This window comes from Natrinema zhouii, from assembly GCF_013456555.2.
GTDB lineage: Archaea > Halobacteriota > Halobacteria > Halobacteriales > Natrialbaceae > Natrinema > Natrinema zhouii.
The window spans coordinates 1,849,216-1,874,165 of the sequence record NZ_CP059154.1; the positions used below are offsets into that span (position 1 = coordinate 1,849,216).

Genomic DNA, 24,950 nt, shown 5'->3' on the forward strand with positions numbered 1-24,950 from the left:
CGCCAGACGACATCTAAAACGCGATACATTTACACGGGAACACGATACATGAGACACGCATGCGACTGATCACGTCCCTTGGCCTCACACTGATTCTCATCGGGGCAGTCGTGATTGTCGCTCCGAGCGGTACGTTCGACTCGTTGAACGCCGATCGCAACATCGGTGTCGAAACCGCAGCCGACGAGGGGAACGCGTTCCTCGGACTCAAGGCCAACTATAGCGGCCAAGAAATCGTCTACGAGGAAGGCGGGTTCTTCTCACCGGGCACCGATACCAGCGCAACGGTCGCGACCGTGACCAATAACGTGAATGACGATTGGACGGCCGTCAGTGTCGCTGTCGACTCAGTAATATGGGAATCTGGCGCCGACGGTCGGGTTCTCGAGGTCGCCGCCTCTCCGGAATCGCTCTCGCCCGGAGAGATAGGCACGATCGAGCTGGAGTGTAGCGGGGACGTGTCCGGCAATGCGAACGACGCCACCGTCGCCCTGGACGTCAGCGCTGAAGGAGATGGAAACGTCTCCGTGGAACGAAACGCGTTCCCTGTCAGCGGTGTCGAATTCAACTGTGAAGGCGCGGACGATCCCGGTACCGAGCCACCGAGCAATCCGGTCCCGATCGGGAGCATCGACGAGTTGGCAGTCGTCGGGACACCGACGGCAGAGGAGGGGGAGCCGTTCTTCGGCAGCGCCCCGAATAGTCGTGTCTCGTTTACTGTCGAGTACACCGGTACCGGGTCTGCAACGGTGACTGCAGTCCAGCTCAGAAGCACGTCATCGAGCGCGACTCGGGTCGAATCTATCCTCGGAAATAATCGCGAGATCGAGATCGAGACGACCGATGATGGAGGCTTCGACGCCGCCGAGGGAATGAGTATCGGCGACACCTCGTATCCTCTCGATCAGAACGCGGCGATCGGCACAGGGTCGACCGCAGCGATCACCGTCCAAGAGTTCCGCGAGGGGGGAGAGTTCACTCGAGTAGATATGGCCGGCGAAGACGTGACTGTGGTACTCTTGGTCGAGGGACTCGATTCGGACGCACCCGACACAGCGGTACCGGTCGAGATCGAACTGGAGAATCTCTAGTCCGCTCCGGCGGTTCAGTTCTACGGGACATGCGGTCTCAACCCCGCATTGGGTGACGAGGTCGGGCGAAGAACTGCCTCGAACGTCCGACTTTCCGCGACAGTCGCGTCCATGCCGTCGGTTATCTCGGGTCATCCGACTTACAGTCGCTTCGAACTGATCTGAATGAACGGTTCTGGAACGAATGAACGTTCTGAAGTGTGAGGTGATGTTTTATACGGAAAGTCGGTATCGAGAGAGACGAAAGGGGCGACACTCGGGTCGTTTCCGTCACAGCGAACATGCTTCGGAACCCGATTAGCAAAGTCGCGGTCGTGTCGATTCTCGTGGGGGCACTGTTACTGGCTGGACCGTCGTTTGGGTTCAGTTCGTTCGCTGCCGATCGCACACTCGGAGTGACGACCGCGGCCGACTCGAGCACTTATCTCGGTATCGAGAGCGAAGGAGACGTCACCGGGACCGAACTGAAAGGGAACAGCGATCCGTTGAGGGTCGGGACGCTCTCAAACAACGTCAACGAGCCGCTCGAGATCCAAGACGTATCCGTCGCTTCTATCGGTGACGGCACCGTTGACGATACGATCCTCGCCGTCTCATCGCCGATCCCCGGCGACACGATCGAGACCGACAATTTGATGAGTATCACCGTTGAATGCGCGGAACCACAGAGTGTCGGTGAACGAGAAGTCACCCTTCTCGTCGACCGAGTCGAGGGGGAAACTGTGAGCATCGCCGGTCCGACGTTCAACGCGACCGTCGACATTCAGTGCGGAAAAGGCAAGTTCAGTGGATCGGCATCGGTCAACGCGAGCGACATCGGAACCGGCGACACGACGCAGACGGTCTCGTTCGATCCCACCGGTGTCGGGAGCAACGGCGAGGTGACGATCGACTTCTCCGATCCGCAGGACAACGGCGGCGTCAACTACACCAACGTGACGGACGTTGATCTCACGGTCCAGAGCGGGAAGGGAACCACATCGTTCGACGCAGAGTCGTCACAGCTCACGTATACCACTCAGGGGAATGAGAAAGACCCCGTCACGATCGAACTCTCCGATATCGTGGTCGTCGGTGCCATCGGGGAGTCCTACCAGATCACCTACACCGATACCGACGGTCGCCAAGATGGGGATACGTTCGAAATTACGTGACTCTCGGTGGCCGTAGCGATAAACGGTTGATCGAGCCTCGTCCGCTCGATAGCACCGTACACAATGCGAACGCCTTTTTAGCCCTGCCCACGGATTTCCGCCCATGTCGACCGAATCGATCAGCGACCGACGCGAACACATTCGCTCGGTCAGCGTAACCGCCCTCTCAGCGCTGCTGGGCGTCGGCGCGGCGCTGGCCTCTGCGTCCTGGGTCGGAGTATCCGACGCCGCGGCGCAGAACACGCAGGCGCTCGCGTTCGTCCTGGGGGCGATCCTCGTTCAGTACGTCTTCATCAACCTGTCGGGGATCTACAGCGAGGACGAGTTCGGGGCGAAACACTACCTGTTCATCGCGTTCATGACCTTCTCGCTGTGGTTCGTGACGTGGGGCATCCTGCTGACCGCGGAGCACACGGGCTAACCATGGCGGACGACAGCATCGCCGTCGTAGACTTAGATCGGTGTCAGCCCGATCGGTGCAGCTACGAGTGCAAGAACTACTGCCCGCCGAACCGCACCGGGAAGGAGTGTATCACTCTCCGCGGCGAGGAGGCCGCCGAAGGCCAGCCCGAACAGATCCATATCTCCGAAGAGATCTGTCTGGGCGAGACCTGCGGTATCTGCGTCGAGAAGTGTCCCTTCGACGCGATCGAGATCATCAACCTCCCGCAGGAACTTCAGGACGAACCGATCCACCGCTACGGGGAGAACGCCTTCTCGCTGTACGGACTCCCCGCACCACAGGAGGGCCAGGTCATCGGGATCCTCGGTCCCAACGGGATCGGGAAGACGACCGCCGTCCGTATTCTGGCCGGCGAACTCGAGCCGAACCTCGGCCGGCACGAGGAGGAACCGGGCTGGGACGAGGTGCTCGAGGCCTATCGTGGAACCGAACTGCAAGACTACATCGCGGATGTGCGCGACGGCGACATCACCATCGCGCGAAAGCCCCAGTACGTCGACCAGATCCCGAACAGTTTCGACGGGAACACTCGACAGCTCCTCGAGCGAACCGACGAGCGCGGTGCCCTCGACGAACTGGTCGAGCGGCTCTCCATCGGGCCGGTCATGGAGCAGTCGATCGACGACCTCTCGGGCGGGGAGCTCCAGCGAGTGGCCATCGCGGCTACACTCGCCCGCGATACGGACTTCTACTTCCTCGACGAGGTCACGCCGTATCTGGACATCGGCCAGCGCGTGACGGCGGCGCGGTTGATCCGCGAACTCGCCGAGGAGGAAGACAAGTCGGTGCTCGTCGTCGAGCACGACCTCGCGATCCTGGACCTGCTCGCGGACACGCTCCACGTCGCCTACGGTGAGCCGGGCGCGTACGGCGTCATCACGCCACCAAAATCGGTCCGCAACGGGATCAACGAGTACCTCTCGGGCTACCTCGACAACGAAAATATGCGGATCCGACCGGATCCCATCGAGTTCGAGGAGCACGCGCCGCGAACCGAAACCTACGGCGAGACGCTCGTGGAGTACCCCGACCTCACCAAGAGCTATGGCGAGGGCGAGTTCTCCCTCGAGGTCGAGGGCGGCGCGATTCGCGAGAACGAGGTGCTGGGAATCGTCGGTCCGAACGGGATCGGGAAGTCGACGTTCGCGAAGCTGCTTACCGGGAACCTCACGCCCGACGACGGCGACACCGATCTCGATCTCGATATCTCCTACAAGCCCCAGTACGTCACTATCGACCAGCACATGCGAGTCGACGCGTTCCTCTCGTCGATCACGGATCAGTTCGGCTCCTCGTACTGGAACACCGAGATCGCCCAGCCGCTCCAGTTAGAGCGGATCATGGAGCAGAACCTTTCGGACCTCTCCGGCGGTGAGCGCCAGCGGGTCGCCATCGCGGCCTGTCTCTCCGACTCAGCGGATCTCTACCTGCTCGACGAACCCTCCGCGCACCTCGACGTCGAACAGCGGGTCCAGGCCTCCAAGGCGATCCGGCGCTACGCCGAACAGCAGGACGCCACCGTGATGGTCATCGACCACGACATCTACATGATGGATCTGCTCGCGGATCGCCTGATGGTCTTCGACGGCGAACCCGCCGTTCAGGGTCACGCCGGCCGACCCCAGCCGATGCGCGACGGCATGAACGAGTTCCTCGCGAACCTCGAGGTAACCTTCCGCCGGGACGAGCGCACCTCGAGGCCGCGGATCAACAAGCCCGAGTCGCAGCTGGATAGCCAGCAGAAAAGCGAGGGCGAGTACTACTACTCGCCGTAGACCATCAGGGAATTCGACAATCGTCACCGCGTCAATAAGAAACAGTTTGAATCAGCTGATCAGCCGCTGACAGCTCCCACAGAGGTTCTCTTCTTTGATGTCGACCTCGCGGACCGTCGGCGAGAAGTTCATCACGCAGCGGTTGTTGTCGCAGTGCTCGAGGCCGTAGGTGTGGCCGATCTCGTGGACAATCTCCTTCCGGACGCGGTCCTCGAAGATGTCGGCGGCGCTCTGGTTCGAGAAGCCGCCGTCGCTCGAGGTCTGGAGCCGGTAGGTGGAGACGACGCTCCCGCTGCCGTCGAGGTAGGCCAGTCCGAAGACGTAGTTGCGCCGTCGGTAGAAGAGGTCGTGAGGGGTGATCGCGATGTTTTTCGTGCCGCGGCCGACCCGCTCGGCGAGTTGAATGAACGTCTCGGCGGAGTACTGGTTTCGATCGGCGTCGTAGGCTCCGTTGGGGATCGACTGCGAGTCGTTAACCGTCACGTCGCAGTCGTAGACCGACCGCAACGCAGTGGAGGCCGCCCGCTTGACCGCTGCGGGCACGTTGCCGACCGGCACGATATCGACGAGCATAGCAAGTGCTATGGCCGCGGGTGGCATAAACGTCCCGCCGTGGCCCACTCTCGCCGGAATCTCGAGACGATGAACGATCACCTCGCCGGCTACGAGCGCGCCGTCGAAATCGGGATCGGTCACCGGAGCGACCCCGCTCGAGCGCTCGCGGAGCGCGGAGTATCGGTCACTGCGACCGATATCTACGATCGCGACGTCCCGGAGGGGGTACGGTTCGTCCGCGACGATATCGTCGACCCCGATCCCGCGGTCTACGCGAGCACAGACGTGGTATACGCGCGGAACCTGCCGCCGGAACTCCACCGGCCGACACTCGAGGCGGCCCGCAGCGCCGACGCCGATTTCCTGTTTACGACGCTGGGCGGTGACCAGCCCGCAGTGCCGGTCGAACGGAAGACGATCGCGAAAGGGACGCTGTACGTCGCTCGAGCATTGCCGGAGTGACCGCGAATTCCGGTACGTCTGTGAGCCAGACACGCGTGGGAGCCAGGCACGTGTGAGCTCGGCACAACTGTGAGATCGGCACGAATGAATTATTTGGATGGAGTTCATTTCAACTATCGTGAACGCCGAGTACGTCACCTACGCCGTCGCGATCGCGGTCGCCGTTGCGGTGCTAGTGGCGGTACTCGTCGGCATCACCGTCCTCGCTCGGTTCCTGTTCCGGCTCTTTACCGTCCCGGGCGTCGTCGTCCACGAGTTCGCCCACAAACAGGCCTGCGATCTCGTCGGTGTCCCCGTCCTCGAGGTCGCGTACTTCCGCTTTGGCGATCCGCCGGGGTACGTCCAACACGTCACGCCCGACCGGTATCGAGCGTCGTTCGTCGTCAGCGTCGCACCGTTTCTCGTCAATACGATCGTCGCGTTCGCTGCGTTCCTGGGCCTCGCAACGCTCGTCTCGACGACCGGTGATATTCGGGCCGCCTCGAGCGAGACGATCGCCGCCGCGGCCGTCCTCGGCTGGCTCGGGCTTTCGATCGGGATGCACGCGTTCCCGAGCAGGGGGGACGCGAACGTCCTCTGGAATCGGTCGCGAACCGAGTGGCGGGGATCGCCGAGGGTGTTACTCGGCGTGCCGATCGTCGTCGTGATCTACATCGCGAATCTGCTCTCGTGGCTCTGGGCGGACGTCCTCTACGCGATCGGCCTGTTCGTCCTGGCAGCGTGGATCGTCGGGTTCGGCGTCGCCTGAAATCGGGCTCTTTTATCCCCGTCGAGCCGTTCGGACGGGTATGAACGCAGATGCCGTCGTTCTCGATATCGACGGGGTACTCGTCGACGTCGCCGATTCCTACCGACGGGCGATCGTCGAGTCCGTCGACGCGGTCTACGATCGGACGATCCGCAAGGACGACATTCAGCTGTTCAAGGACGCGGGCGGGTTCAACAACGACTGGGAGCTGACGGACGCCGCCGCGCTCTACATCCTCGCGACCGAGGAAGGCTATCGTGAGTCGCTTGAGGGATTCACCGACGCGATCGCCGCGGCGGGCGGCGGCCTCGAGGCGGCCGAGACCGTCGTTCGCGAGGCGATCGGTGCTCGAGCGACGCAGCGCGTGACGAATCGCTGGGACCGCGAGCGACTCCGAGACGTCTTTCAGCAACTGTATCTCGGCGACGAACTCTATCGCGGCCTCGAGGGTGGCGAACCGGACCTCGAGCGCGAACCGCGCGGATTCATCCACGACGAGCCGGTGTTGCTCGACGCCAACGCGAGAGATTGGCTCCTCGCGGGGTACGACGTCGGGGTCCTGACCGGGCGACCGGAAGCCGAAGCCGAGATCGCGCTCGACCGAGTCGGACTCGACGACGCGATTCCGGTCGAGCACCGCTTTACGATGGACGATTGGGAGGAGGGGAAACCGCATCCGCGAGCCTTGACGACGCTCGCCGAGCGATTCGACGCCGAGTCGGTCGTCTTCGTTGGCGACACGCTGGACGATATCCGGACGGCGGTCAACGCCGGCGACGCCGATTCGGACCGAGACTACTACGGCATCGGCGTTCTGACCGGCGGATTGACGGGCGAGGAGGGACGGCGGAAGTACGAGCGCGAAGGCGCGGCGGCGGTCCTCGAGTCGATCAACGCGGTACCGGACTTGCTCGAGTCGTAACGGCCTCGAGCGGATTGCCCCGACGCCCCTCTATGAGGACTGTTCGTCGGGGAAACGGACGAAGGTGAGCCAGAAGTCTTCGAACGAGCGGCCGAGATCGATGAATTCGTCCGGTTGGACCGGTTTCTGGACGTACGCGTTCGCGTGGAGGTCGTACGAACGGGCGATATCCTCCTCCGACGCCGAACTCGTCAGGACGATCACGGGGATCGATCGAAGCGCCCGTTCAGACTTGAGTTCGGAGAGGATATCAGCGCCGTCGACGTCGGGGAGCTGGAAGTCCAGTAGAATCATATCCGGACGCGGGCTCTCCGCGTGGTCGTTGCGCTGGTGGACGAAATCGAGCGCCGCTCCGCCGTCGGTGACCGTGTGAATGTCACTTGCGATATTCGCGTCCGCAAACGACTCGGAGAACAGACGCGCGTCACCGGGATTGGGTTCGACCAGTAGAATGGTGATCGCGTCTTCGATCGGTGGAGACATACTACTGGTTAGCGGGAGGAATAAATGAAGTATGCGGTTATTGAGACTGAATGTAACCAGTCGTGCACTGTTATCGTCTTACGGAGGTGATGTGATCGAATATATCGGACGGGACTATCCCATGGTTAGTTCGACCGTCAGGGACTCGAGTCGGATTCACACGGGTGGTCCGTCTCATGCGTCTAGTTCGTCCAATCGATGGCACGAATCGAATCGGTCATCGGTGAGGTAGACGGTCTCGTCGCGGACGGCAACGGCGACCGAATCGAGCTCGGCACCGCGACACGGCCCTGCTGTACAGACGCCGTCATCGCACTCGAAGCGCGCGCCGTGTTTATGACACACCAGTCGGTCGTCGCGGACGATCGCACCGGGACCGGGGTCGAGTCGAATCGCTGGCTCGTGTGGACACGAGTTCCGCCACGCGGATACCTCGTCGCCCGTCCGCCGGAGGATCAGTTCCGTCCCGCGATTCTCGGTGCGAGCCTCACACCGAAGCGTCCCGTTCGTCGGAACGGCCGCGAGCGGCGCGATGCGTCGGGGATCATCGATCGCGGTCGCCGACCGTCCGGCAGCGGTCTCATCGCCGCTCGAGTTCTCCTCGCTTCCTCCGTCGACGCTGAATCGAAACGTCGCGTCGTCGGTCGAGACATCGCCCTCGTCGTCGTAGACGCGAACGGATGCAGATTCGTCGCTTCCCTCGAGCGTTACTCGGACGGGATCGGCCATACCACCTCCTTTCGGCCAGCCTAAAAATGTGTTCCGGATCGGTCGGGCGACCACCGGGAGAGTCATCGAACGACCGGGTTCGCGGCTCGAAAAGACGCGATATTTCTTTAGGGACGCCGGATGAAGGACGCGTATGGACGACGCTGAAGTCACCGTCGACGTGGAGGTCGAAGTCGAAGTGGACTCCAACGAACTCGAGATCGAAGTCGGCGACGAACGCGAGTTCGAAGGGGAACTCGAGGCCGACGGACTGACGATCGAGGTCGAAGCCGAAATCGAGGTCGAAGGCGAGGGTGAGACGGACGAGGAATCGACCAGCGGAGCCGACGAGAGCGAGGCAGACGCCGAGGAGGAAGCGGACGCCGAGGAAACCGAAGAAGACTGATCGGCCCCACAATCGCTGGCGCACGGCCCGACAGCCCCGTAAGTCCGTGTGGGCTCTAGATTTATGGTCTAGCCGTGGTAACATCTGTCTATGTACCGCGTGCTGATGCCTGTCGATACCAACGAGGACCGTGCGCTGGCACAGGCCGAGTACGTCGCGTCACTCCCTGATGCGGCGGAGTCGGTCGAGGCGTCCGTCCTGTTCGTCTTCACCGAGGACAGCGACGACCTTCCCAAGGGGTTCGAGACGTTCAAGTCCGCCTCGCGGATCGGCTCCGTCCGTCGCGCACAGGAGGCCCTCGAGGAGGCTGGGGTCGAAGTGACGATCCTCGAGGACAGCGGCGATACCGAAGCCGACATTCTCGCGGAGGCCGAGGCCTCCGACGTCGACTCGATCGTCCTCGGCGGCCGAAAGCGCTCGCCGGTGGGGAAAGCGATCTTCGGCAGCACTACGCAGGGTGTCATTCTCGGTTCTGACCGCCCGGTAGTGGTCACCGGCGGTGGCGAGGAATAGCTCCGCATGTTCCCGCCGGCAGCCATCTTATCCGGACCGAGACCGTTCATCCAGTATGGAAATTCGGGAACCCGAACCCGACGAGTCCGAGCGGATTCGCGAGGTCGTAGACAGTTCGATGACGACCTCGTTCAGACTCAGTCCGCAACAGATCGACGGGATCACTGACGAGCAGTTCGGCGATGACACCGTCGCTGCGAAGATCGATGACGAGGAGACGCTGCTTCACGTCGTCGAAACCGACGAGGAGGTCGACGGCACGGTCACCGCCGGCTTCGTCGAGGGGCGCCTCGAGGACGACTGGGGCGAGGTGAACTGGCTGTTCGTCGACCCCGAGCACCGAGGCAAGGGTATCGGAACCGAGCTGTACGAGACTGCAACCGAGACGCTCCGCGACCGCGGTGCCGACCACGTCTGCGTGACCGTCCTCGAGGCCAACACCGAAGGCCACCAGTTCGTCGAACAGTTCGGCCTCGAGCACGACGGCGACCGGCGGATCGACGTCGCCGGGGAGTCCGTGGTAAAGTACGTGTACACGGATTCGGATATCGACGTGGAGCTCCCGACGGAGTCGCGGGCAGATGAGTCGGACGAGGAAGACGCGGAGACGGACGAATTCCCTGAAACGGAGACGACGGACGGTCACCTGACGGCGACGAGCGACGACGGGAAGATGGTGTACATCGCTCGCGACGAGGAGGAGTCCGGTACTGCGGCACCGTTTTTCATCACCTACGAGGACGAGGCCCACGAGGAACAGTACGGCTACTACTGTGCGAACTGCGGCTCGCTCGACGTCTCGATGGACAACATGGACCGACTCGAATGCGGTGATTGCGGAAACTCCCACGCGGAGCGATCCGGGGAGTCGTACGACGACTCCTACCTCTGACGTTGAGGGCGGCCGAGAACCGTTACTTCGCGAAGATGCTATCAGCCGTCGCCGCACCGACGACGCTGAACACCGAACCGACGGTCACGGCCTTGAACGTGATCAGGGCGAGCGCACTGGTCGTCTCGGTCTCGTCCGCGAGGAACGTCTCGGGGGCACCGAACAGGAGCGCGAGGACGGTTACCGAGCCGAACGTGACGCACATCAGCGAGATGAATCGGATCGGAATCCCGGCAACTTCTTGCTCGTCGTCCGGCTCTCTGGTCGTATCCGCCTTATACAGCGCCGCGTATCCGATGGCGAAGACGATAGCAACGAGCGTCAACGACTGGAGAATGTGCATGTTCGCCGCGAGATCCCAGACTTCTTCGGTGACCACGAACGGACCGGCGAGCAGGAACCCGCCGACGATCTGCTGCGCAGAGTCCGCGAGACGGAAATCGCGCGGACGGTGTGGCCGTCGTAGTTTCATAGCAGTGGATTACGGCGGATCGGTAAAACGGTCCCGTTTGAGGGGCGAGTTCAGACGAACAGCAACAGCGCGGCATAGCTCGCCGCACCGCCGGCGAACGCCCAGAACCGGCTCTCGCGGTCGGACGGCAGTTCCTCCTTGATCACGTTGAGGATGATCCCGCCAGCCAGAAACGGCACGAACACCGCGAGAAGGAGTTCGGTATCTTCGAGGACGGAGCCGCCGGCGAAGCCGGCGATCACCGACGCGGACAACAGCCATCGCCCGCGGCGGTGGTACGGCTGCCCGTGGTGGTCTCGGAGATTGTCGTCCGTGACGAGGAAGTGCAGCGCCATCGCGACGGTAAACAGGAGGACACTGCCGAGTTCACGGTCCCAGAGGAGGTAGCCGACGATCGCGTTGTAAGCGGCGAATGATCCGACGTGGATCCAGAAGACGCCGGTTCCGGCCGGTTCTCTGCTCCGTCCCGGATCGGTATTCGACTGCCGGGCGAGGTGCTCGAGGCCGTAGAAGGTGACGAACCCGAGGAGCGCGATCAGGTAGCCGTGGTGTTCGGCGAAGGCAGTCGGGTTTCCGTGTTCCGCGAGCGTCGCCGCTGCCTCCCGGACCTCGGGCAGGAGGTGGACGAACACGTACGCGACCGAGACGCCGCCGGCGATCGACAGCCATCGGCTCCGCGGGATCCGGCTGCCGAACCCCAGTCGGCCGGCGAAGAGATGGACCAGCGCGAGGGTGATCGCGAACACCGGTGTGAGCACCGCGTCGGAAAACAGTGCGTCGCTCGAGAGCATCGACGCGGACGATACCGCTCCCAGAAGTATCGGTCTGTGGCCGGCCGATTCATACGGACTACTGTCAGTCAGTTCCAGCGCACCCGCATGGCGGATCGCGGGTGCGCTGGTACACAGGGACAGCAGACCGTATCAGTCGTCGGCGCTGGCCGGACGATCTCCACCCATCGACATCGCGTCGCCGACGGTCCCCGCCGTTCGGCGGACGAGACGACCGAACGCCCGCCGCCGACTGACGAACAGCGCCGTCCCGAGCACGAGGTAGATCGCGCTGTAGACGAGCAGGAGGTCGGTGCTCGAGACCGGCAACGAAACGAACTCGCGGATGAGAGCGAACTCGAGGAAGACCTGCGAGAGGAACAGGACGAGCAGGGTGAGTGCTTCTCTGACCGATATTTCGAACCGGATCAGCAGCGAGACGGCGAAGAAGGACTGGGCGGCCGTCAGCCAGATCTCCGCGGACTGCTTGAAGTCAAAGGCGAGGACGCCGTAACTGCCCAGTGCGAGAGAGTGAACGACGACGAGCGTCCCGATGAGCAGCGTCCACTGGTTGAGCTTCGACGAGATCAAGGCGTTAAAGCCCGCCGTCGAGCGCGCCTTGTTCACCAGGTAGACGACGACGATGAGCTCCGGCGCTTCGGAGGCCAGCGGCGCGATCCACTGGATCATGAAGAAGGAGGGGATGCCGACGCTCTCGCCGAGGAACTCGAGCCCGTGTGCGAAGGGCTCGACGGCGGTGAAGATCATCACGCCGGAGTAGACGAAGAGCACGATGACGGTCGCGATCCGACCCGGTCTCGAGAAGCTCTGGAGGTAGGCTGGGACGCCGACGTGATCCATGTCCGGTTCGACCTCACCGCGGAGAATGACCGCGATGTAGCAGACGTAGAGGCCGACCAGAAACAGCATGTCGAAGATGTCGATACCGCCGCTGAGTGGGACGAGGAACGCCCAGAGCGTCGCGATCAGTAAGAAGACGATCTCGAGGCCGATCTCGCGGTCGAGGATCACGACGTCCGAGAGGAAGCCGGGTCGCCGTTCGACCGCGGGATCGGCCGACGACCCCCGGCGGAAGATCGTAAAGAGCGCGACGCCGGCCCAGCCGATGCCGATGAGGATCCGGTTCGCACCGGTCATGTTGGCGACCGCGAGGTTGCCGGCCTCGATCCCCCGTTCGGTCCCCGCGAACACGCCCGCGTTCCACGCGTACAGCGCGTCGACGGCGTACTCGGGCGCGACCGCTAACACGGCGAGGACCGCGATCGCGAACGCTTGCGGGACGTCCTTCTCGGCGGTTTCGGCGGCCCACGCGAGGAGGAACGCCGCACCGAGGACGGCGAGGCCGGTCACGATCACCGTGCTGAGCGTGGACAATGTTTGGAGCGCAGCCGGTGCTCGATAGTCGAGCCCGACGGCCGCCGTGAGCCAGGGGAGCAGATCGGTAGCCACCACTACGGCGACCCAGGGGAGTGTCAGTGCGACTGCGGCCGAAATCGCGCCAAGTGCTCGTCGTCTCATAGAACTCGTATAGGAACGCGTACTGGTCGAACGGTGATACGTGATACGGTGCGATGGCGATACGGCCTGCTACTGCTGTGGCGTGTGCTCTTCGTAGGGCTGGACGACGACGAACCCCTCCGAGCCGGTGAACTCGAGCTGGTAGGTCTCGTCGGAGGACTGGCCGATCATGTTCGAGAGGGCTCGGTCCACGTGACTGCCGGGAGTCGTCCCGCTCCAGGCGACGGTCGCGCTGGGGTCGGTTCTGACCGGCGGGCGCAGAACCAGCGGCTCACCGTGGGTCGTGATCGCGACGCTCCCGGGACCCTCGAGGAAGACGTTGGTCATGCCGCCGGCCGAGAAGCCGGCGATGCTCTTGATGGTCCGGATCTCGTAGTTCACGCTCGATTCGAACGCGAGAACGTCGTTTCCGTTGACCGAGATCGACTGGCCGGCATCGAGCTCGAGAATCTGGATCTTTTTCTCCTGATCCGCCAGATAGAGGTGGCCCGTTCCGGTCGCCTCCATTACCGGCGTCCCCTCGCTCGTGGCTTTCTCCTTGAGGAAGCCAGTGATTCCGCCTTCGGCGGACGACTTCCCCTCGAAGGAGATATCCCCGTCGTAAGCGATCATCGATCCGGCCTTCGCGATTACGGACCCGTCGAGGGCAATGTCCAGCAGCTTGCCGTTCTCCAGTTGAAACGTGTCTCCACCCTCTTTCGGTTCGTTCGTCGTGACGAATTCGTTGACGTTCATGGTCTCTCGAGCCGGATGGCTCTCCCGACCATTGGGCGGGAGTGGGGAAATAGTTACTCGTATACCACTTTCAGGCCGGCGTGAACGACTGCCGAGCGTCGATCAGGCCCCGTTCCGAACGAAATCGGCCGCCTTCTCGGCGATCATCGTCGTCGGCGCGTCCGTGTTGCCGCTCGTGATCGTCGGCATCACCGAGGCGTCGACGACGCGAAGCCCCTCGAGCCCGTGGACTCGAAGCCGGTCGTCGACGACCGCCAGCTCGTCGTCACCCATCTTGCAGGTCCCGACCGGATGGTACAGCGTCTCGGCCGTCTCGCGGATGTGCTCGATCAGCGCCGCATCGCTCTGTGCGTCCGGTCCGGGTAGCACCTCCGCACCGCGGTACTCATCGAACGGCTCGGCCTGCACGATTGCTCGGGCTAGCTTGACGCCCTCGAGCAATACCTCGAGGTCCGTATCTTCAGTCAGATACTGCGGATCGATGGCCGGTTCGTCGAAGGGATCGGCGGACTCGAGCGTGACCCGGCCCCGGCTGTCGGGACGGAGCCGGAGCGCGCCGAGCGAGAAGCCGTGGCCGTCGGGGTTGCCGAATCCGTGTTCGACGAAGTGCGACGGGCCGAAGTGGAACTGGATCTCGGGCCGATCGGCGTCCTCGGTGACGGTCGCGAACCCGCCGGCTTCGGCGATATTTGAGGTCAATGGCCCCGTCTTCAGTACCAGGTATTTGAGGAGGTTCCGGATCGAGTCCGCGTCCGCGAGGCTGATCGGTTTCTCGCACTCGTAGTTGATCCCGACCTGCAGGTGGTCTTGCAGGTTCCGGCCGACGCCGGGGAGATCCGCGACGACGTTGATGCCGTGGTCCGCGAGGTGGTCGGCCGGCCCGACGCCGGAGAGCAGCAGTAGTTGGGGCGAGTTAATCGCACCGGCCGAGAGAACGACCTCTTCGGTCGCGTCGGCCGTCGCGTGACGCCCGTCGGCATCGTCTCGAGCGTACTCGACGCCGACGGCGTCCGTCCCATCGAAGCGGACCCGCGTCGCCCGGGCACCCGTCACCGCAGTCAGGTTCGGGCGATCGAGTACCGGTTTCAGGTACGCGTCGGCGGCGCTGTGGCGACGGCCGTCCGTCTGCGTGACCTGATAGAGACCGACCCCTTCCTGATCGCCGGCGTTGAAGTCCTCGTTGTGCGGGAGGCCGACCGCCCGTCCGGCGTCGACGAACGCCTCGCTGAGTTCGTTCGGCGACTGCGGATCTGCGACGTTCCGCGGCCCGCTGATCGCGTGATAATCCGAGGGGCCGCGCTCGTTGTGTTCGGCACGCTTGAAGTAGGGAAAGACGTCGTCGTACCCCCAGCCCTCGTTACCCAGTTCCGCCCAGTGATCGTAGTCCTCGGGCTGGCCGCGCACGTAGATCATCGCGTTGATCGAACTCGAGCCACCGAGGGTCTTCCCGCGGGGCCAATAGAGTTCCCTATCGTTGAGTTCCGATTGCGGGTCGGTGTGATAGTTCCAGTCGACCCCGGACTGGAACAGCTTCGAGAACGCCGCCGGAATACCGATCTCCCGCCGCTCGTCGGGCTCCCCGGCCTCGAGTAGCAGTACCTCGGTGTCGGCGTCGGCCGACAGCCTATTCGCGAGTACGCACCCCGCCGGCCCCGCGCCGACGATCACGTAATCGGCGGCCCGCCCAGATCCTGGCATGGTACTTCACACCATATAGCGGCGCTGTAATAAACATTTAAGCGAAAGATCGACGGATGCGACGGCAGTCGTCGTCGGCTCGAGTCGCCGATCGAAGCCGTGACGTTCGCCGCGAAATCCGACCGAGCGATCGCTCGAATATCAACGGCCTGAACGTGTAACCCGACGCCGGAACTACGAGCGGGTAGGAAATTCGATAGATGGTTCGTCGCAGAACGGGAGCGGTGATTCTCCTCACAGTCGTCCTGATCGTCGCAACTGCGGCTTACGGTGTCCTCGTGGTGGACCGTCCGCAGGTCGAATCCGTCGACAACGAGTGGGGAACCGTCACGAACGACCGAACCGAAGTCGAGACGCAGATCGGCGTCGACAACCCGCTGTTGCTCCGCGTCGGTGACGCCGCGGCGGACGTCTCGTATACGGTCTCGATGAACGACATCGAGTTCGCGACGGAGCAGGAAAACCGCGTCTCCCTCGCTGGCGACGAGAGCACCGTCACCGTCTCGACGTGGCTCGACAACAACGAAATTCCGGCGTGGTGGGCCTCTCACGTCACCAACAACGAGACGACGACGGTACGCGTCGAACCGGACGTCGTCGTCGACTACGCCGGTCTTCGACTCCCGGCAGACGAGTGGACGCAAACACAGACGGTCCACACGGATTTGCTCGAGCCACTCGAGACGAACGAGAGCCAGGAGTTTCAGGCGTACGGCCGGACGGTGCTGGTCGCCGACGAGACGAACGCGGAGTGGGGGAACACAACCGCCAACCGAACGCCGATCGACGCGTCGGCGACGGTGACCAACCCGACGCCGATCCCGTTGCCGATCACGGAGATCAGGTACACGATCCAGCTGAACGGAATCGTCGTCGGAGAGGGCGTCACCGCCCAACAGACCGTGCTGGAGCCCGACAGCACCCAACCGCTCGAGGCCACCGCGGCCATCGATAACTCGAGACTCGACGAGTGGTGGGTCACCCACCTCCGGAACGACGAGAGATCGAATCTGACGGTCGACTTCGACGCGACCCTCGAGTACGGCGGCGTCGAACGCACGGTCCCGCTCGAGTTCATCTCGTACGAACGGACGTTCGAGACGGACCTGCTCGGCGCGGCGGACTCGAGTGCGAACGAGTCGGCGGGGAACGGGTCTGCGGGGGGAGAGGTCGAGGAGAGGCAACAGGAACAGTTGTCAAACTGGAACTGATCGTCAATCGGGGTGAACGCGGCTATAGACTGCTCGAGCCACTAGATTCGCGCTCGAGTTCAGTAGACGCGGTCGAGCCCCGATCGACGTCTTCCGTGACCACGTCTCGCTCACGTTCTGCTCGTTCGAGCGTCGGTCGCCCGACGAGTTCTATCGTCTCGTCGCGAGAGATTGCCATCGTGACCGACGACCGCCGCGAAGCAACCGCCGTCCGATCGAGCTTTTTCGGACTCCGCCACGTCGACGCAGACATGACCGACTTCCGCGGCGCCTGGAGCGAAGACGAGGTCGCGACCTTCCTGCAGGAGGCGACGATTCCAGTCCGAATCGCCACCCATCGGCCGGACGGCTCGCTGTGGGTCGTCACGCTGTGGTACCGCTATCGCGACGGCGCGCTCGAGTGTGCGACGGGAGCGAACGCGGACGTCGTGCGATTTCTCCGGAACGACCCGACAGTCGCCTTCGACATTTCGACCAACGACATCCCCTATCGCGGGATCAGAGGGAACGGAACCGTCGAACTCTCGTCCGATAGCGAGAAGGAGGTCTTGCGAGACCTCATCGAGCGCTACCTCGGCGGAACGGACTCCTCGCTCGCACGGCGACTGCTCGACGACGACCGCGACGAGGTTCGGATCCGACTCGAGCCGCGAACGGTCTACAGCTGGGACTACAGCGAACGGATGGGGACAGACTCGAGCGAGAAATCCGAATAAGGGACGGAGTTACGTTCGGTTCCGTCTCAGCGTCGTTACGTGTTCAGTCGTCGGCGCTCGGTTTGACTGCTTTCGGCCCGTCGGAGTCGTCGCCGCGCGGGAAGTTGTCGATCGTCTCCTCGCGGAACGCCGCCTCGTCGAACTCGTACTCGTCGCCGAGGAAATCGAGCACCGTGTGCGTGTCGCGCATGGCGTTCTTGAGACATGTCGAGGCACCCGGCGACGGCGTGATGTTGAAGATGACATCGTCGCCGACGATCTTGGCCTCGCCCATGTCCAGGGACTTGTTCTTCGTGTCGACGATCTGCGGGCGGACGCCGCCGTAGCCCTTGGCGCGTTCGATGTCCTCGAGTTCGACGCTCGGGACGACCTTCTGGACGTGGGGCAGGAACTGTTTCCGGCCGACGTTCGGGAGGTCGTAGACGAGGTTCCGAAGGACGTACGGCAGGAGGATCCGATCCGAGAGGATGTTGGCGTAGCTCAGGAACGCCGCCGCGTTCAGCCCGAACACGTCGAGGAAGTCTTTCACGGTCGAGATGCGGCCGCGCTCGAGCGTCGGGACGAGCTTCGCGGTCGGCCCGAATCGCGTAATCGACGAGTCGTGGACGTCCGCGTCGCCGTGGACCGCGGCGAAGGGCAGCTTCTTCATCTGGAGCGTGTAGACCTTCCCGTTGAGGAGGTCGTCCGCGAGGAAGAAACTCCCGGCGATGGGGAGCAGGACCTTGTCCTGGCCGTAGCCGAGTTCCTTCGCGATCTGGAGGCTGTGTGAACCGGCGGCGACGACGGTGGCGTCGCAGTCGAACCGGCCGTCGTCCGTCTCGATCGTGTAGCCGTCGAGCGTCGGCGTGATGTCCCCGACTTTCGTCCCGGTGTGGATGTCGACGTTCGTCTCTTCGGCGGCTTGCTCGATGAACGACTTCGTCGTCTCGCCGTAGTCGACGACGTAGCCGTCCGGCGTCTGCAGCGCGAGCATGTCCTTCGAGGGGTCGCGGCCCTCGACGACCTTGGGTTCGATCTCGCCGATCTCGTCGCGTTCGATCGGTCGGAGTTTCGGGAAGAGGTCACCGAAGCCCTCGTCCTCGTATCGCTGCTCGAGTTGCTCGACCTCTTCGTCACCCACCCCGAGCACCATCTTGCTGCGCTTGGCGTGCATCTCCCGGTCGGGATCGTTGTTCTCGAGATACCCTGCGAGGAGTTCCGCGCCCTCTTTGACCGATTCGGCCTTCTCGAGGGTGTAGTTCGTCTCGATATCCCCGAAGTGGAGGGTCTGCGAGTTGTTCGTGTGGTGGGAGTTGATCGCTGCGATATCCGATTCTTTCTCGATCAGCGCGATCGAGTCGATATCAGTGAACTTCGCGGTCGTGTATAGAAGTGATGCGCCACTGATACCACCGCCGACGATTACGAGATCGTATTTTCCTGACATTATTGATCGGTGTGGGTCGGTAGTACAAATGCTCGACTCCAGACTGATAACTCATATTTTTTTGATCGGGTTTTCGACGGTTGTCGTATGTCGCATCGACGGCTGCATATCCGGGTTTTGACTGGCCGGAGCAAAGCGAATATATCTGCCGATAGAGTCCCCTCTACCCGGCCATTACCAGTCGGACTCACTCACACACACCGATTGCTTGCGTGCTACTCTCCCCGGTCGTTCCGGTCATCTCGCTGTCGTACACTCCGATTGTATCGACAGTCGACGTACCGGTGCATCTGCCGTCCCGTCGAAAAGCGGCGTGAGGTAACTACCACTCGCGCGCTCGCAGCGACCAGCAGTGAACAGTGGAGCCGTTTGTTCATACCGATAGGTTCCAGCGGCAGGGAGTCGACGACAGTCCGATCGGTGGCAGACGCAGTCCGACTATACTTTAGGTGCTCACCCGCAACAGCACACGTGAATTCTAACGAGGTCCGCCGCCAGTGGGCAGAACGGACCGGAGAGTACTCACCGGAATATTACGCCTACTACGGCCCGGACGAGCGCAGCGAGTCGGTCCGCGGCCTTCTCGAGCGCTTCGTCGACCGAGACGCGTCCGTCCTCGAGCTCGGCTGTAGTTCGGGTCGGCACCTCGCACACCTCCACGAACACGGCTTCGAGGACCTGACCGGGATCGACGTCAACGACGACGCGTTCGACGTCATGGACGAGACCTACCCCGACCTCGCCGCCGCCGGCACGTTCTACCACGACACCATCGAAGGCGTCGTCGGCGACTTCGACGACGACCAGTTCGACGTCGTCTACTCGGTCGAGACGCTCCAGCACCTCCACCCGGACGCGGAGTGGGTCCTCGAGGACATCTCACGGATCACCGACGACCTCCTCATCACGGTCGAAAACGAGGGCGAGGCCGCCGATCATACCGATCACTCGGCGTCGGCCGACCCCGACGTGAGTTACGTCAACGACGACTTCCCCCTCTACCACCGCGACTGGAACCGCGTGTTCACCGAGCTTGGGTTGCTCGAGGTCGAGATGGAGCGAGGCGATCGAGATACCGTCCGAGCGTTCCGAAATTCGCAGGAATAGGTGTTCTGGAGGCGGTTCGAGCGATCGACTCAGTTCGACTCGTATTCGACGAGTTCGACCTCGAGGTCGAGTTCGCCCTCATCAGTGTAGCTGGCTACGTAGGGGGCACTCCCGCCGTCCGAGCCGCGGAGACAGCTCTGTTGGGAGAGTTCGCCGTCGACCGTCGTCTCGACGAAGACGCACTCGAGCCCCGCGTAGGAGCGTTCCTCCGTGACCTCGGTGACCTGGGTCCCCTCGTCGGTGGTGGTCTGTTTGCGGTTACCGACCGAGGGGTTCGTAAAGCCCATCTCGAAGTAGTAGAGTATGGATGCGCTCTGAAGGGCTAAGACCGGCGCGTGTGCGGGAGTGAGGAACAGCTGGCCCCTCACCTCGTCACCGGGACTGGTTATCGTCGATTGATACTGCTCGCCGCCGAACTCGTAGTCGACACTCACGGTCACCTCCTCGCCAGCGTCCTCGATATCGTACACCAGGTGCCCGGTGACCTGTTCGCCGGTCTCCTCGTCCATTCCCGCGAGGTCGAAGGTATAGTGGCCCGGTCGACTCAGGTTGAACCAGTCGTCGTCCGCGTCGACCATCGAGTTGAATTCGTCGCCGTCGGCATCGCTGCTGCCGGACCCATCGTTTTCGCCGTTCCCACCGTCACCGACCCCGGCCATCCCGGTACAGCCCGCGAGAGCGACCGAGAGGACGACCGCCAGCGTCAGCAGGGTGTGGGCAGTCAGTCTCGTGTTCAGGAGTCGATCCAGTCCGGATTGTCCGCGTAATTTGTCCATGTGTCGTGTCGTACTTCCGCGTTCAGTTCGTTTCGACGGCGAACGACTCGACGATTCGCGCGGCGAGTTCGTCGAGTCCGTCATCGTCGTTCCAGTCCACTCCGAGGACGTACCCGTTCCCGCCCTCGCGGACGAAGAGATACGTGAGCCGCCAGCGCTCACCATCGGGCACGCTCCAGTAGGCGCAATCGATCACCTGACCCGTCTCCCCGTTCTCGAGGAAGCGGTCTCGCCGCTCGAGGCGCTCGATCGCCCGGATGTGCTCGTCGGTCTCGAGGGCCTCGAGGAAGTCCGCGACGTACTCCGCCAGCGTGAGGGCGACGCCCTCGTCGACGGAGACGGTCGCACCGGCCGAGCTCGTTCGGTCGTCAAACGACACCCCGCCCGCAGGCTCCGTCTTCGCGGACCAGGTCGTCGGATACGCGAGCCGATAGCCGTACTCGTCGTCGGCGTACATCTCGAACGTCGGTGTCGGTCCCACTCCGTCCATCTCGTCGTCGCCGGCCCCATCTGTTCGTCCAGCGCTCGCTCGTCCGGCCGTATTCCCCGTTTCCTCTCGGTTCGCGGGCACGCCGTCACCTCAGACCAGCCTGTCGGCGATCCCCGCGACGACGGGCAGGCGAATCGTCTTGCCCCGGTAGGTCGTGACCATGAGGTAGGCCCAGATCGCGAACCCGCCGAGCGCGAGTCCAAGCCAGATCAACCCGAGGAACAACGAGATAATGCTCCCGATGATGAACGTGTTCATACTGGCGAACAGAATCGTGAGGATAGTCCCGACGATGCTTACTGCGATATACGCCAGCACGAACAGGCCGGAAACGACCATGCTCTGGGCGGCGTGAAACCGCACGAACGGGTTGTCCCCTTCGATCACGAAGAAGAGCAGCCCTGTAACGAATCCGACCAGATACGAGAGCGCCCCCGCGATGTTCGGCTCGAGCCCCGATTCGGTTTCCACTGGGTCCGCCGCGCGTTCGGCCTCGATATCGACGTCTTGTGTATTGCTTGCCATTGGTGGTATCAGTGAGGGGCGCCGTTGTCGTGCCCGCTCCAGTACCAGTCAGCAGGCGCGACAATCGGTTATATGAACCGAGTGGGATCATCTCAGTAGATGAAATCGTCTCAAATCGTGAGACGACGCTCGGCGGCTGGTTCGGTTCCGTTCGATAGAGCCACGATAAACGCGAGTTACCGTCTCATCGCCGCAGGATCGGTGACTGACCAATGGACTTAATATCACCATGGGTCACTATCAGCGTGTGAATGGATGTCGAGGGACTCATCGAAATCGTCCGGCAAAAGCCGGTACTCGACGCGTTACGCGAGGAGGGTGGGATAGATCGACGAGAGTTAGAAGAACGCCTGGACGTCTCTCGGTCGACCGTCCACCGGTTCACCCGATCGCTCAGGGACAGCGGCCTGATCGAACGCGTCGACGGCGAATTCGTCCTCACGCCGTTCGGTGAGGTAACCGCTGCGGAGGTCGCCGAATTTCAGTCGGCTCTCGAGGCCGCGTCGGAACTCGCCCCCATCCTCCAGGTTGCGGCCGCTCACGACATCGACATCGATATCGCGGCGTTCACGGGTGCGACCGTGACGACCGCTGCGCCCGGAGATCCCTACCGCCCGGTGAATCGGTTCATGTCGCTGGTGAAAACGACCGAGACGTTGCGGGGGCTCGACCCAGCGACTATCAACCCGCTGCACCTGGACGAGTTGTCCGATCGCATCAATGCTGGAATGGAGACGGAGGCCGTGTATCCGCCGGCGGTAGTCGAGGAGATCCTTACGTCGAACCCGGAACGGGCACGCACAGTCATCGGAAGCGGCAATCTGACGTTTTGGATCCACGATGACATCCCGTTCGGACTGACGCTCTGTGACGACCGAATCGGCGTCGGCATCTACGACGACGAGACCGGTCTGCTGCGCACGTACGTCGATACCGATTCACAGACCGCACGCGAGTGGGCCGAAGATCTCTATACGAAATATCGCACCGAAGCGACTCCCCTTGCGGAGGAACTCGACGCTCTCGAGTTTGATGGCGGACACTGAGTTCCCCCGTCAATTTCGGTCATCGATCGACCGCTCCCTGCTCGAGACGAGGTCGTCTCGGTTCTGAATCCGAATGACGGATCGCAGTTGCTCTCGTTTCGGGCAGAAAAACACCCTACATACCTCCCCCGCGTTCTTATTGACACACGTTACCAAGTGTAACCATGAAACGGAGGCGTTTTCTCACAACGTCTGTGACCGTCACGACGGTCGTTCTTGCTGGCTGTAGTGGCCCAGACGACGATGACGACGGAGGTGGTGGCGGATACGACCTCGGCGAACCCCAGCAATTGCGGGCTCGAGATAACTTCTGAGTCTCAAGGTGACTGGCGCTCACGACGATCTCCGAGTTACTGATTCCCCTCCCCCGTAGTTGCGATTCCTTGGAATGTCTTAGATACCGTGAAAGAGGAGGAGGAGGAGTGCATGTAAATCGATGGCCTCGGCACTCATAGGGCTCGTCACCACCGGGTGCCGAGTCCGGTTCGGAGCGGGTGCATCGTCATCGGCCACGCAAACCTACCGCCGTCGCTCCAAAGACGGTTTGGATTCGGCAGCGAAAACCACATCGAACCTCGAGCTTACGGGCCGCGTCCCGCGTCCTCGTTCGCGAACGCCGCGTTCCACTCGTCGATCAGGTTCTCGAGTCGCCCCGTACTCCCGTGCGAGAACGTTCGGGGAGCGCGGTCGGTGGCCGTCCGCGGATCCTCGGTGACGGCGCTCGAGGGAGCCGGTTGGGTTCGAGTCGATGTTCGATTCGGTGTCGGTTCGGCGTCGGTCGTGGACTGCAGGCGTTGTATGCTCATGTCGGTCGGGTGTTGGAGATCGTCAAAATCGGTACTCGTCGGCGGCGACAAATTCAGGCTGCTACGTGTACGACCGACATCTGTATCCACCCCTACTGAGCCCATAGTTATAAAAGTTCATGATAGACATTAGCTCTGCGACCAGCTGTCTGAAACCAAATAGCATGGAACTGATTCGCACGATCGGTCGCAGCTCCCTCCTCGCTCAAACCGTGACACGACGCGCGTCTCGGCCCGCAGAAGTCCGATAGCTTGAGAACCCGCCCCCGTGATCACTCGAGTACTGATGACTGGCGACGAGCGCGACGGTGACGGCGACGACGTAGACGTCAGTTTCGTGGTGCCGGCGCGAAACGAAGCGGACTACCTCCGGGGAGCCCTCGCGAGCCTGACCGCGCTGGACACGGCCTACGCGTACGAGGTGCTCGTCGTCGATGGCGACTCGAGCGACGCGACCCGCGAAATCGCCCGCGAGTACGACGCGACGGTCGTCCGCGAAGCCGGCGAGAGCATCGCCGCGGCGCGGAATCTCGGGGCTGAGCGCGCGTCCGGCGAGTGGTTGGCGTTCATCGATGCAGACACGCGGGTACGGGCGAACTACCTCACCGAACTGCTCGGCTTCGTCGAGGCGAACGGACTCGCGGCCGCAAGTTCCTACTGCCGAATCACCGGCCCCCACCGAGCGAAGCTCATGGAGGCGACGATCAACCACGTCTTCTCGCGGCTCGAGCGGCCGATCCTCCCGGGGTTCAACTGTTTCGTCCACCGGCGCGCCTTCGAGGAGATCGGCGGCTTTCCCGAGGTGTCGAACGAGGACACGGCGTTCAGTCGACGGCTCGCTCGTCGCTACCCGACGGCCTACTGCCCGACCGTGCTGGTCGAGAGTTCGGGCCGACGGATCGTCGAAGACGGACTGACGGGGACGCTGTGGCACTACGCGCGTCTCGACCTCGATCGACTCCGGACGGAGTACTGATCGAGGACCGGTCGCTCGCGATCCGCCGCTTCAGGGTCCCACTTTTTGCTGCTCGGCGTGGCCGATACCGCCGTGACGAACGTGCCACCGGAGGCGGAACGACTGCTCGAGAGCGAGCCGTTGATGGCCCATCTGGGAACCTGCACCGAGGGACGGCCCCACGTCGCGCCGGTCTGGTACCGGTACGCCGACGGCGTCGTCGAGATCGTGACAACGGGCCGGAAGCTGGCGAATATCAGGGAGAACCCGCGAGTCGCCCTCTCGATACAGAAGGATGATGCGGGGCACACACAGTGGATGGTATCGCTACTCGGCACGGCGACGGTCGTCGACGACGAAAGCGAGACCACCGCGGCCCGCCGCCGGATCAACGAGAAGTACGACGCGGAGTCCGACGCGTACGCCGAAAACACGCTGGTCCGGATCGAGGTCGGCTCGGCGACGTACCAGACCTACGACTGAGCGGCGCTCCTCGAGGGGCGGAC

General features: G+C 62.8%; 30 protein-coding genes. 16 read left to right on the forward strand and 14 right to left on the reverse strand.

Going from position 1 to position 24,950, the window contains the following annotated elements; all coding sequences use genetic code 11:
- The first annotated feature begins 59 nt into the window (after positions 1-59).
- The 4 genes from HYG81_RS27795 (at position 60) to HYG81_RS27810 (ending at position 4,483) form a co-directional block, all read left to right on the forward strand.
- A complete protein-coding gene (locus HYG81_RS27795; RefSeq protein ID WP_180842883.1) occupies positions 60-1,091 on the forward strand; it encodes a hypothetical protein in 1,032 nt (343 codons plus the stop codon).
- Positions 1,092-1,405: 314 nt separating this feature from the next.
- Positions 1,406-2,245, forward strand: coding sequence for a hypothetical protein (locus HYG81_RS27800; protein ID WP_226777536.1), 840 nt, complete (start codon positions 1,406-1,408; stop codon positions 2,243-2,245).
- Positions 2,246-2,348: 103 nt separating this feature from the next.
- Positions 2,349-2,666 carry an EMC6-like membrane protein gene (locus HYG81_RS27805; RefSeq protein ID WP_180842885.1) on the forward strand — a complete coding sequence of 106 codons (318 nt, stop codon included), beginning with the start codon at positions 2,349-2,351 and terminating at the stop codon, positions 2,664-2,666.
- Between the two features lie 2 nt (positions 2,667-2,668).
- Positions 2,669-4,483, forward strand: a complete 1,815-nt coding sequence (locus tag HYG81_RS27810) for a ribosome biogenesis/translation initiation ATPase RLI (RefSeq protein WP_180842886.1) — start codon at positions 2,669-2,671, stop codon at positions 4,481-4,483.
- A 51-nt stretch (positions 4,484-4,534) separates the two neighbouring features.
- Here HYG81_RS27810 and HYG81_RS27815 read toward each other — a convergent pair whose 3' ends face one another.
- Entirely contained in the window at positions 4,535-5,056 is a 522-nt protein-coding gene (locus tag HYG81_RS27815) for an archaemetzincin family Zn-dependent metalloprotease (protein WP_180842887.1), read from the reverse strand.
- Positions 5,057-5,095: 39 nt separating this feature from the next.
- Here HYG81_RS27815 and HYG81_RS27820 point away from each other — a divergent pair, with 39 nt between their 5' ends.
- The 3 genes from HYG81_RS27820 to HYG81_RS27830 all read left to right on the forward strand — a co-directional run bounded on the left by HYG81_RS27820 (position 5,096) and on the right by HYG81_RS27830 (position 7,170).
- The gene (locus tag HYG81_RS27820; protein ID WP_226376054.1) at positions 5,096-5,500 is read left to right on the forward strand and encodes a UPF0146 family protein; all 405 of its coding nucleotides are present in this window, start codon (positions 5,096-5,098) and stop codon (positions 5,498-5,500) included.
- Positions 5,501-5,618: 118 nt separating this feature from the next.
- Positions 5,619-6,248, forward strand: coding sequence for a metalloprotease family protein (locus tag HYG81_RS27825; RefSeq protein WP_226376055.1), 630 nt, complete (start codon positions 5,619-5,621; stop codon positions 6,246-6,248).
- A 40-nt stretch (positions 6,249-6,288) separates the two neighbouring features.
- On the forward strand, positions 6,289-7,170 hold the full coding sequence (locus HYG81_RS27830; RefSeq protein ID WP_180842889.1) for a TIGR01548 family HAD-type hydrolase: 882 nt from the start codon (positions 6,289-6,291) through the stop codon (positions 7,168-7,170).
- 30 nt (positions 7,171-7,200) lie between these two features.
- On the opposite strand, the gene HYG81_RS27835 is transcribed toward HYG81_RS27830, so the two are convergent.
- Together HYG81_RS27835 and HYG81_RS27840 are read right to left on the reverse strand one after the other, a co-directional pair.
- Complete coding sequence (locus HYG81_RS27835) at positions 7,201-7,653, reverse strand: response regulator (protein ID WP_180842890.1); 453 nt, start codon at positions 7,651-7,653, stop codon at positions 7,201-7,203.
- A 174-nt stretch (positions 7,654-7,827) separates the two neighbouring features.
- Entirely contained in the window at positions 7,828-8,382 is a 555-nt protein-coding gene (locus HYG81_RS27840) for a Rieske (2Fe-2S) protein (protein ID WP_180842891.1), read from the reverse strand.
- Between the two features lie 133 nt (positions 8,383-8,515).
- Here HYG81_RS27840 and HYG81_RS27845 point away from each other — a divergent pair, with 133 nt between their 5' ends.
- The 3 genes from HYG81_RS27845 (at position 8,516) to HYG81_RS27855 (ending at position 10,172) form a co-directional block, all read left to right on the forward strand.
- Positions 8,516-8,767 carry a hypothetical protein gene (locus HYG81_RS27845; protein ID WP_180842892.1) on the forward strand — a complete coding sequence of 84 codons (252 nt, stop codon included), beginning with the start codon at positions 8,516-8,518 and terminating at the stop codon, positions 8,765-8,767.
- A gap of 90 nt (positions 8,768-8,857) precedes the next feature.
- Positions 8,858-9,280, forward strand: a complete 423-nt coding sequence (locus HYG81_RS27850) for a universal stress protein (RefSeq protein WP_180842893.1) — start codon at positions 8,858-8,860, stop codon at positions 9,278-9,280.
- Positions 9,281-9,335: 55 nt separating this feature from the next.
- Entirely contained in the window at positions 9,336-10,172 is an 837-nt protein-coding gene (locus HYG81_RS27855; protein ID WP_180842894.1) for a GNAT family N-acetyltransferase, read from the forward strand.
- Between the two features lie 22 nt (positions 10,173-10,194).
- On the opposite strand, the gene HYG81_RS27860 is transcribed toward HYG81_RS27855, so the two are convergent.
- The 5 genes from HYG81_RS27860 to HYG81_RS27880 form a co-directional block, all read right to left on the reverse strand.
- Complete coding sequence (locus HYG81_RS27860) at positions 10,195-10,644, reverse strand: DUF2391 family protein (RefSeq protein ID WP_180842895.1); 450 nt, start codon at positions 10,642-10,644, stop codon at positions 10,195-10,197.
- A gap of 50 nt (positions 10,645-10,694) precedes the next feature.
- Positions 10,695-11,435 (reverse strand): ZIP family transporter, encoded by a 741-nt coding sequence (locus HYG81_RS27865; protein ID WP_180842896.1) that lies wholly within the window; start codon positions 11,433-11,435, stop codon positions 10,695-10,697.
- Positions 11,436-11,567: 132 nt separating this feature from the next.
- A complete protein-coding gene (locus tag HYG81_RS27870) occupies positions 11,568-12,953 on the reverse strand; it encodes a sodium:calcium antiporter (RefSeq protein ID WP_180842897.1) in 1,386 nt (461 codons plus the stop codon).
- A 69-nt stretch (positions 12,954-13,022) separates the two neighbouring features.
- Complete coding sequence (locus HYG81_RS27875; RefSeq protein WP_180842898.1) at positions 13,023-13,688, reverse strand: AIM24 family protein; 666 nt, start codon at positions 13,686-13,688, stop codon at positions 13,023-13,025.
- A gap of 102 nt (positions 13,689-13,790) precedes the next feature.
- A complete protein-coding gene (locus HYG81_RS27880) occupies positions 13,791-15,386 on the reverse strand; it encodes a GMC family oxidoreductase (RefSeq protein ID WP_180842899.1) in 1,596 nt (531 codons plus the stop codon).
- Between the two features lie 224 nt (positions 15,387-15,610).
- On the opposite strand from HYG81_RS27880, the gene HYG81_RS27885 reads away from it, so the two are divergent.
- Positions 15,611-16,597, forward strand: a complete 987-nt coding sequence (locus tag HYG81_RS27885; RefSeq protein ID WP_226777537.1) for an LEA/WHy family protein — start codon at positions 15,611-15,613, stop codon at positions 16,595-16,597.
- 22 nt (positions 16,598-16,619) lie between these two features.
- Here HYG81_RS27885 and HYG81_RS27890 read toward each other — a convergent pair whose 3' ends face one another.
- On the reverse strand, positions 16,620-16,775 hold the full coding sequence (locus HYG81_RS27890) for a hypothetical protein (protein WP_180842901.1): 156 nt from the start codon (positions 16,773-16,775) through the stop codon (positions 16,620-16,622).
- Between the two features lie 73 nt (positions 16,776-16,848).
- Here HYG81_RS27890 and HYG81_RS27895 point away from each other — a divergent pair, with 73 nt between their 5' ends.
- Positions 16,849-17,313, forward strand: a complete 465-nt coding sequence (locus HYG81_RS27895) for a pyridoxamine 5'-phosphate oxidase family protein (RefSeq protein WP_180843001.1) — start codon at positions 16,849-16,851, stop codon at positions 17,311-17,313.
- Positions 17,314-17,356: 43 nt separating this feature from the next.
- Here the strand turns inward: HYG81_RS27895 and HYG81_RS27900 are convergent, their stop codons facing one another.
- The gene (locus HYG81_RS27900) at positions 17,357-18,739 is read right to left on the reverse strand and encodes an FAD-dependent oxidoreductase (protein ID WP_180842902.1); all 1,383 of its coding nucleotides are present in this window, start codon (positions 18,737-18,739) and stop codon (positions 17,357-17,359) included.
- 471 nt (positions 18,740-19,210) lie between these two features.
- On the opposite strand from HYG81_RS27900, the gene HYG81_RS27905 reads away from it, so the two are divergent.
- Positions 19,211-19,846: a class I SAM-dependent methyltransferase gene (locus HYG81_RS27905; protein ID WP_180842903.1), complete on the forward strand. Its 636-nt coding sequence runs from the start codon at positions 19,211-19,213 to the stop codon at positions 19,844-19,846.
- Positions 19,847-19,875: 29 nt separating this feature from the next.
- On the opposite strand, the gene HYG81_RS27910 is transcribed toward HYG81_RS27905, so the two are convergent.
- Genes HYG81_RS27910 through HYG81_RS27920 form a run of 3 tightly spaced genes read right to left on the reverse strand, consistent with a single transcriptional unit; the run spans position 19,876 to position 21,637 of the window.
- Positions 19,876-20,622, reverse strand: a complete 747-nt coding sequence (locus HYG81_RS27910) for a hypothetical protein (RefSeq protein ID WP_180842904.1) — start codon at positions 20,620-20,622, stop codon at positions 19,876-19,878.
- A gap of 22 nt (positions 20,623-20,644) precedes the next feature.
- On the reverse strand, positions 20,645-21,193 hold the full coding sequence (locus tag HYG81_RS27915; RefSeq protein WP_180842905.1) for a hypothetical protein: 549 nt from the start codon (positions 21,191-21,193) through the stop codon (positions 20,645-20,647).
- A 9-nt stretch (positions 21,194-21,202) separates the two neighbouring features.
- The gene (locus HYG81_RS27920) at positions 21,203-21,637 is read right to left on the reverse strand and encodes a DUF4870 domain-containing protein (protein WP_180842906.1); all 435 of its coding nucleotides are present in this window, start codon (positions 21,635-21,637) and stop codon (positions 21,203-21,205) included.
- Positions 21,638-21,888: 251 nt separating this feature from the next.
- On the opposite strand from HYG81_RS27920, the gene HYG81_RS27925 reads away from it, so the two are divergent.
- Positions 21,889-22,683, forward strand: a complete 795-nt coding sequence (locus HYG81_RS27925; protein WP_180842907.1) for a helix-turn-helix transcriptional regulator — start codon at positions 21,889-21,891, stop codon at positions 22,681-22,683.
- Positions 22,684-23,264: 581 nt separating this feature from the next.
- Here HYG81_RS27925 and HYG81_RS27930 read toward each other — a convergent pair.
- The gene (locus HYG81_RS27930; protein WP_180842908.1) at positions 23,265-23,489 is read right to left on the reverse strand and encodes a hypothetical protein; all 225 of its coding nucleotides are present in this window, start codon (positions 23,487-23,489) and stop codon (positions 23,265-23,267) included.
- 286 nt (positions 23,490-23,775) lie between these two features.
- Between HYG81_RS27930 and HYG81_RS27935 the strand changes: the two genes are divergently transcribed.
- A complete protein-coding gene (locus tag HYG81_RS27935) occupies positions 23,776-24,465 on the forward strand; it encodes a glycosyltransferase family 2 protein (protein WP_180842909.1) in 690 nt (229 codons plus the stop codon).
- A gap of 72 nt (positions 24,466-24,537) precedes the next feature.
- Positions 24,538-24,927: a pyridoxamine 5'-phosphate oxidase family protein gene (locus HYG81_RS27940; protein ID WP_180843002.1), complete on the forward strand. Its 390-nt coding sequence runs from the start codon at positions 24,538-24,540 to the stop codon at positions 24,925-24,927.
- Positions 24,928-24,950 lie beyond the last annotated feature (23 nt).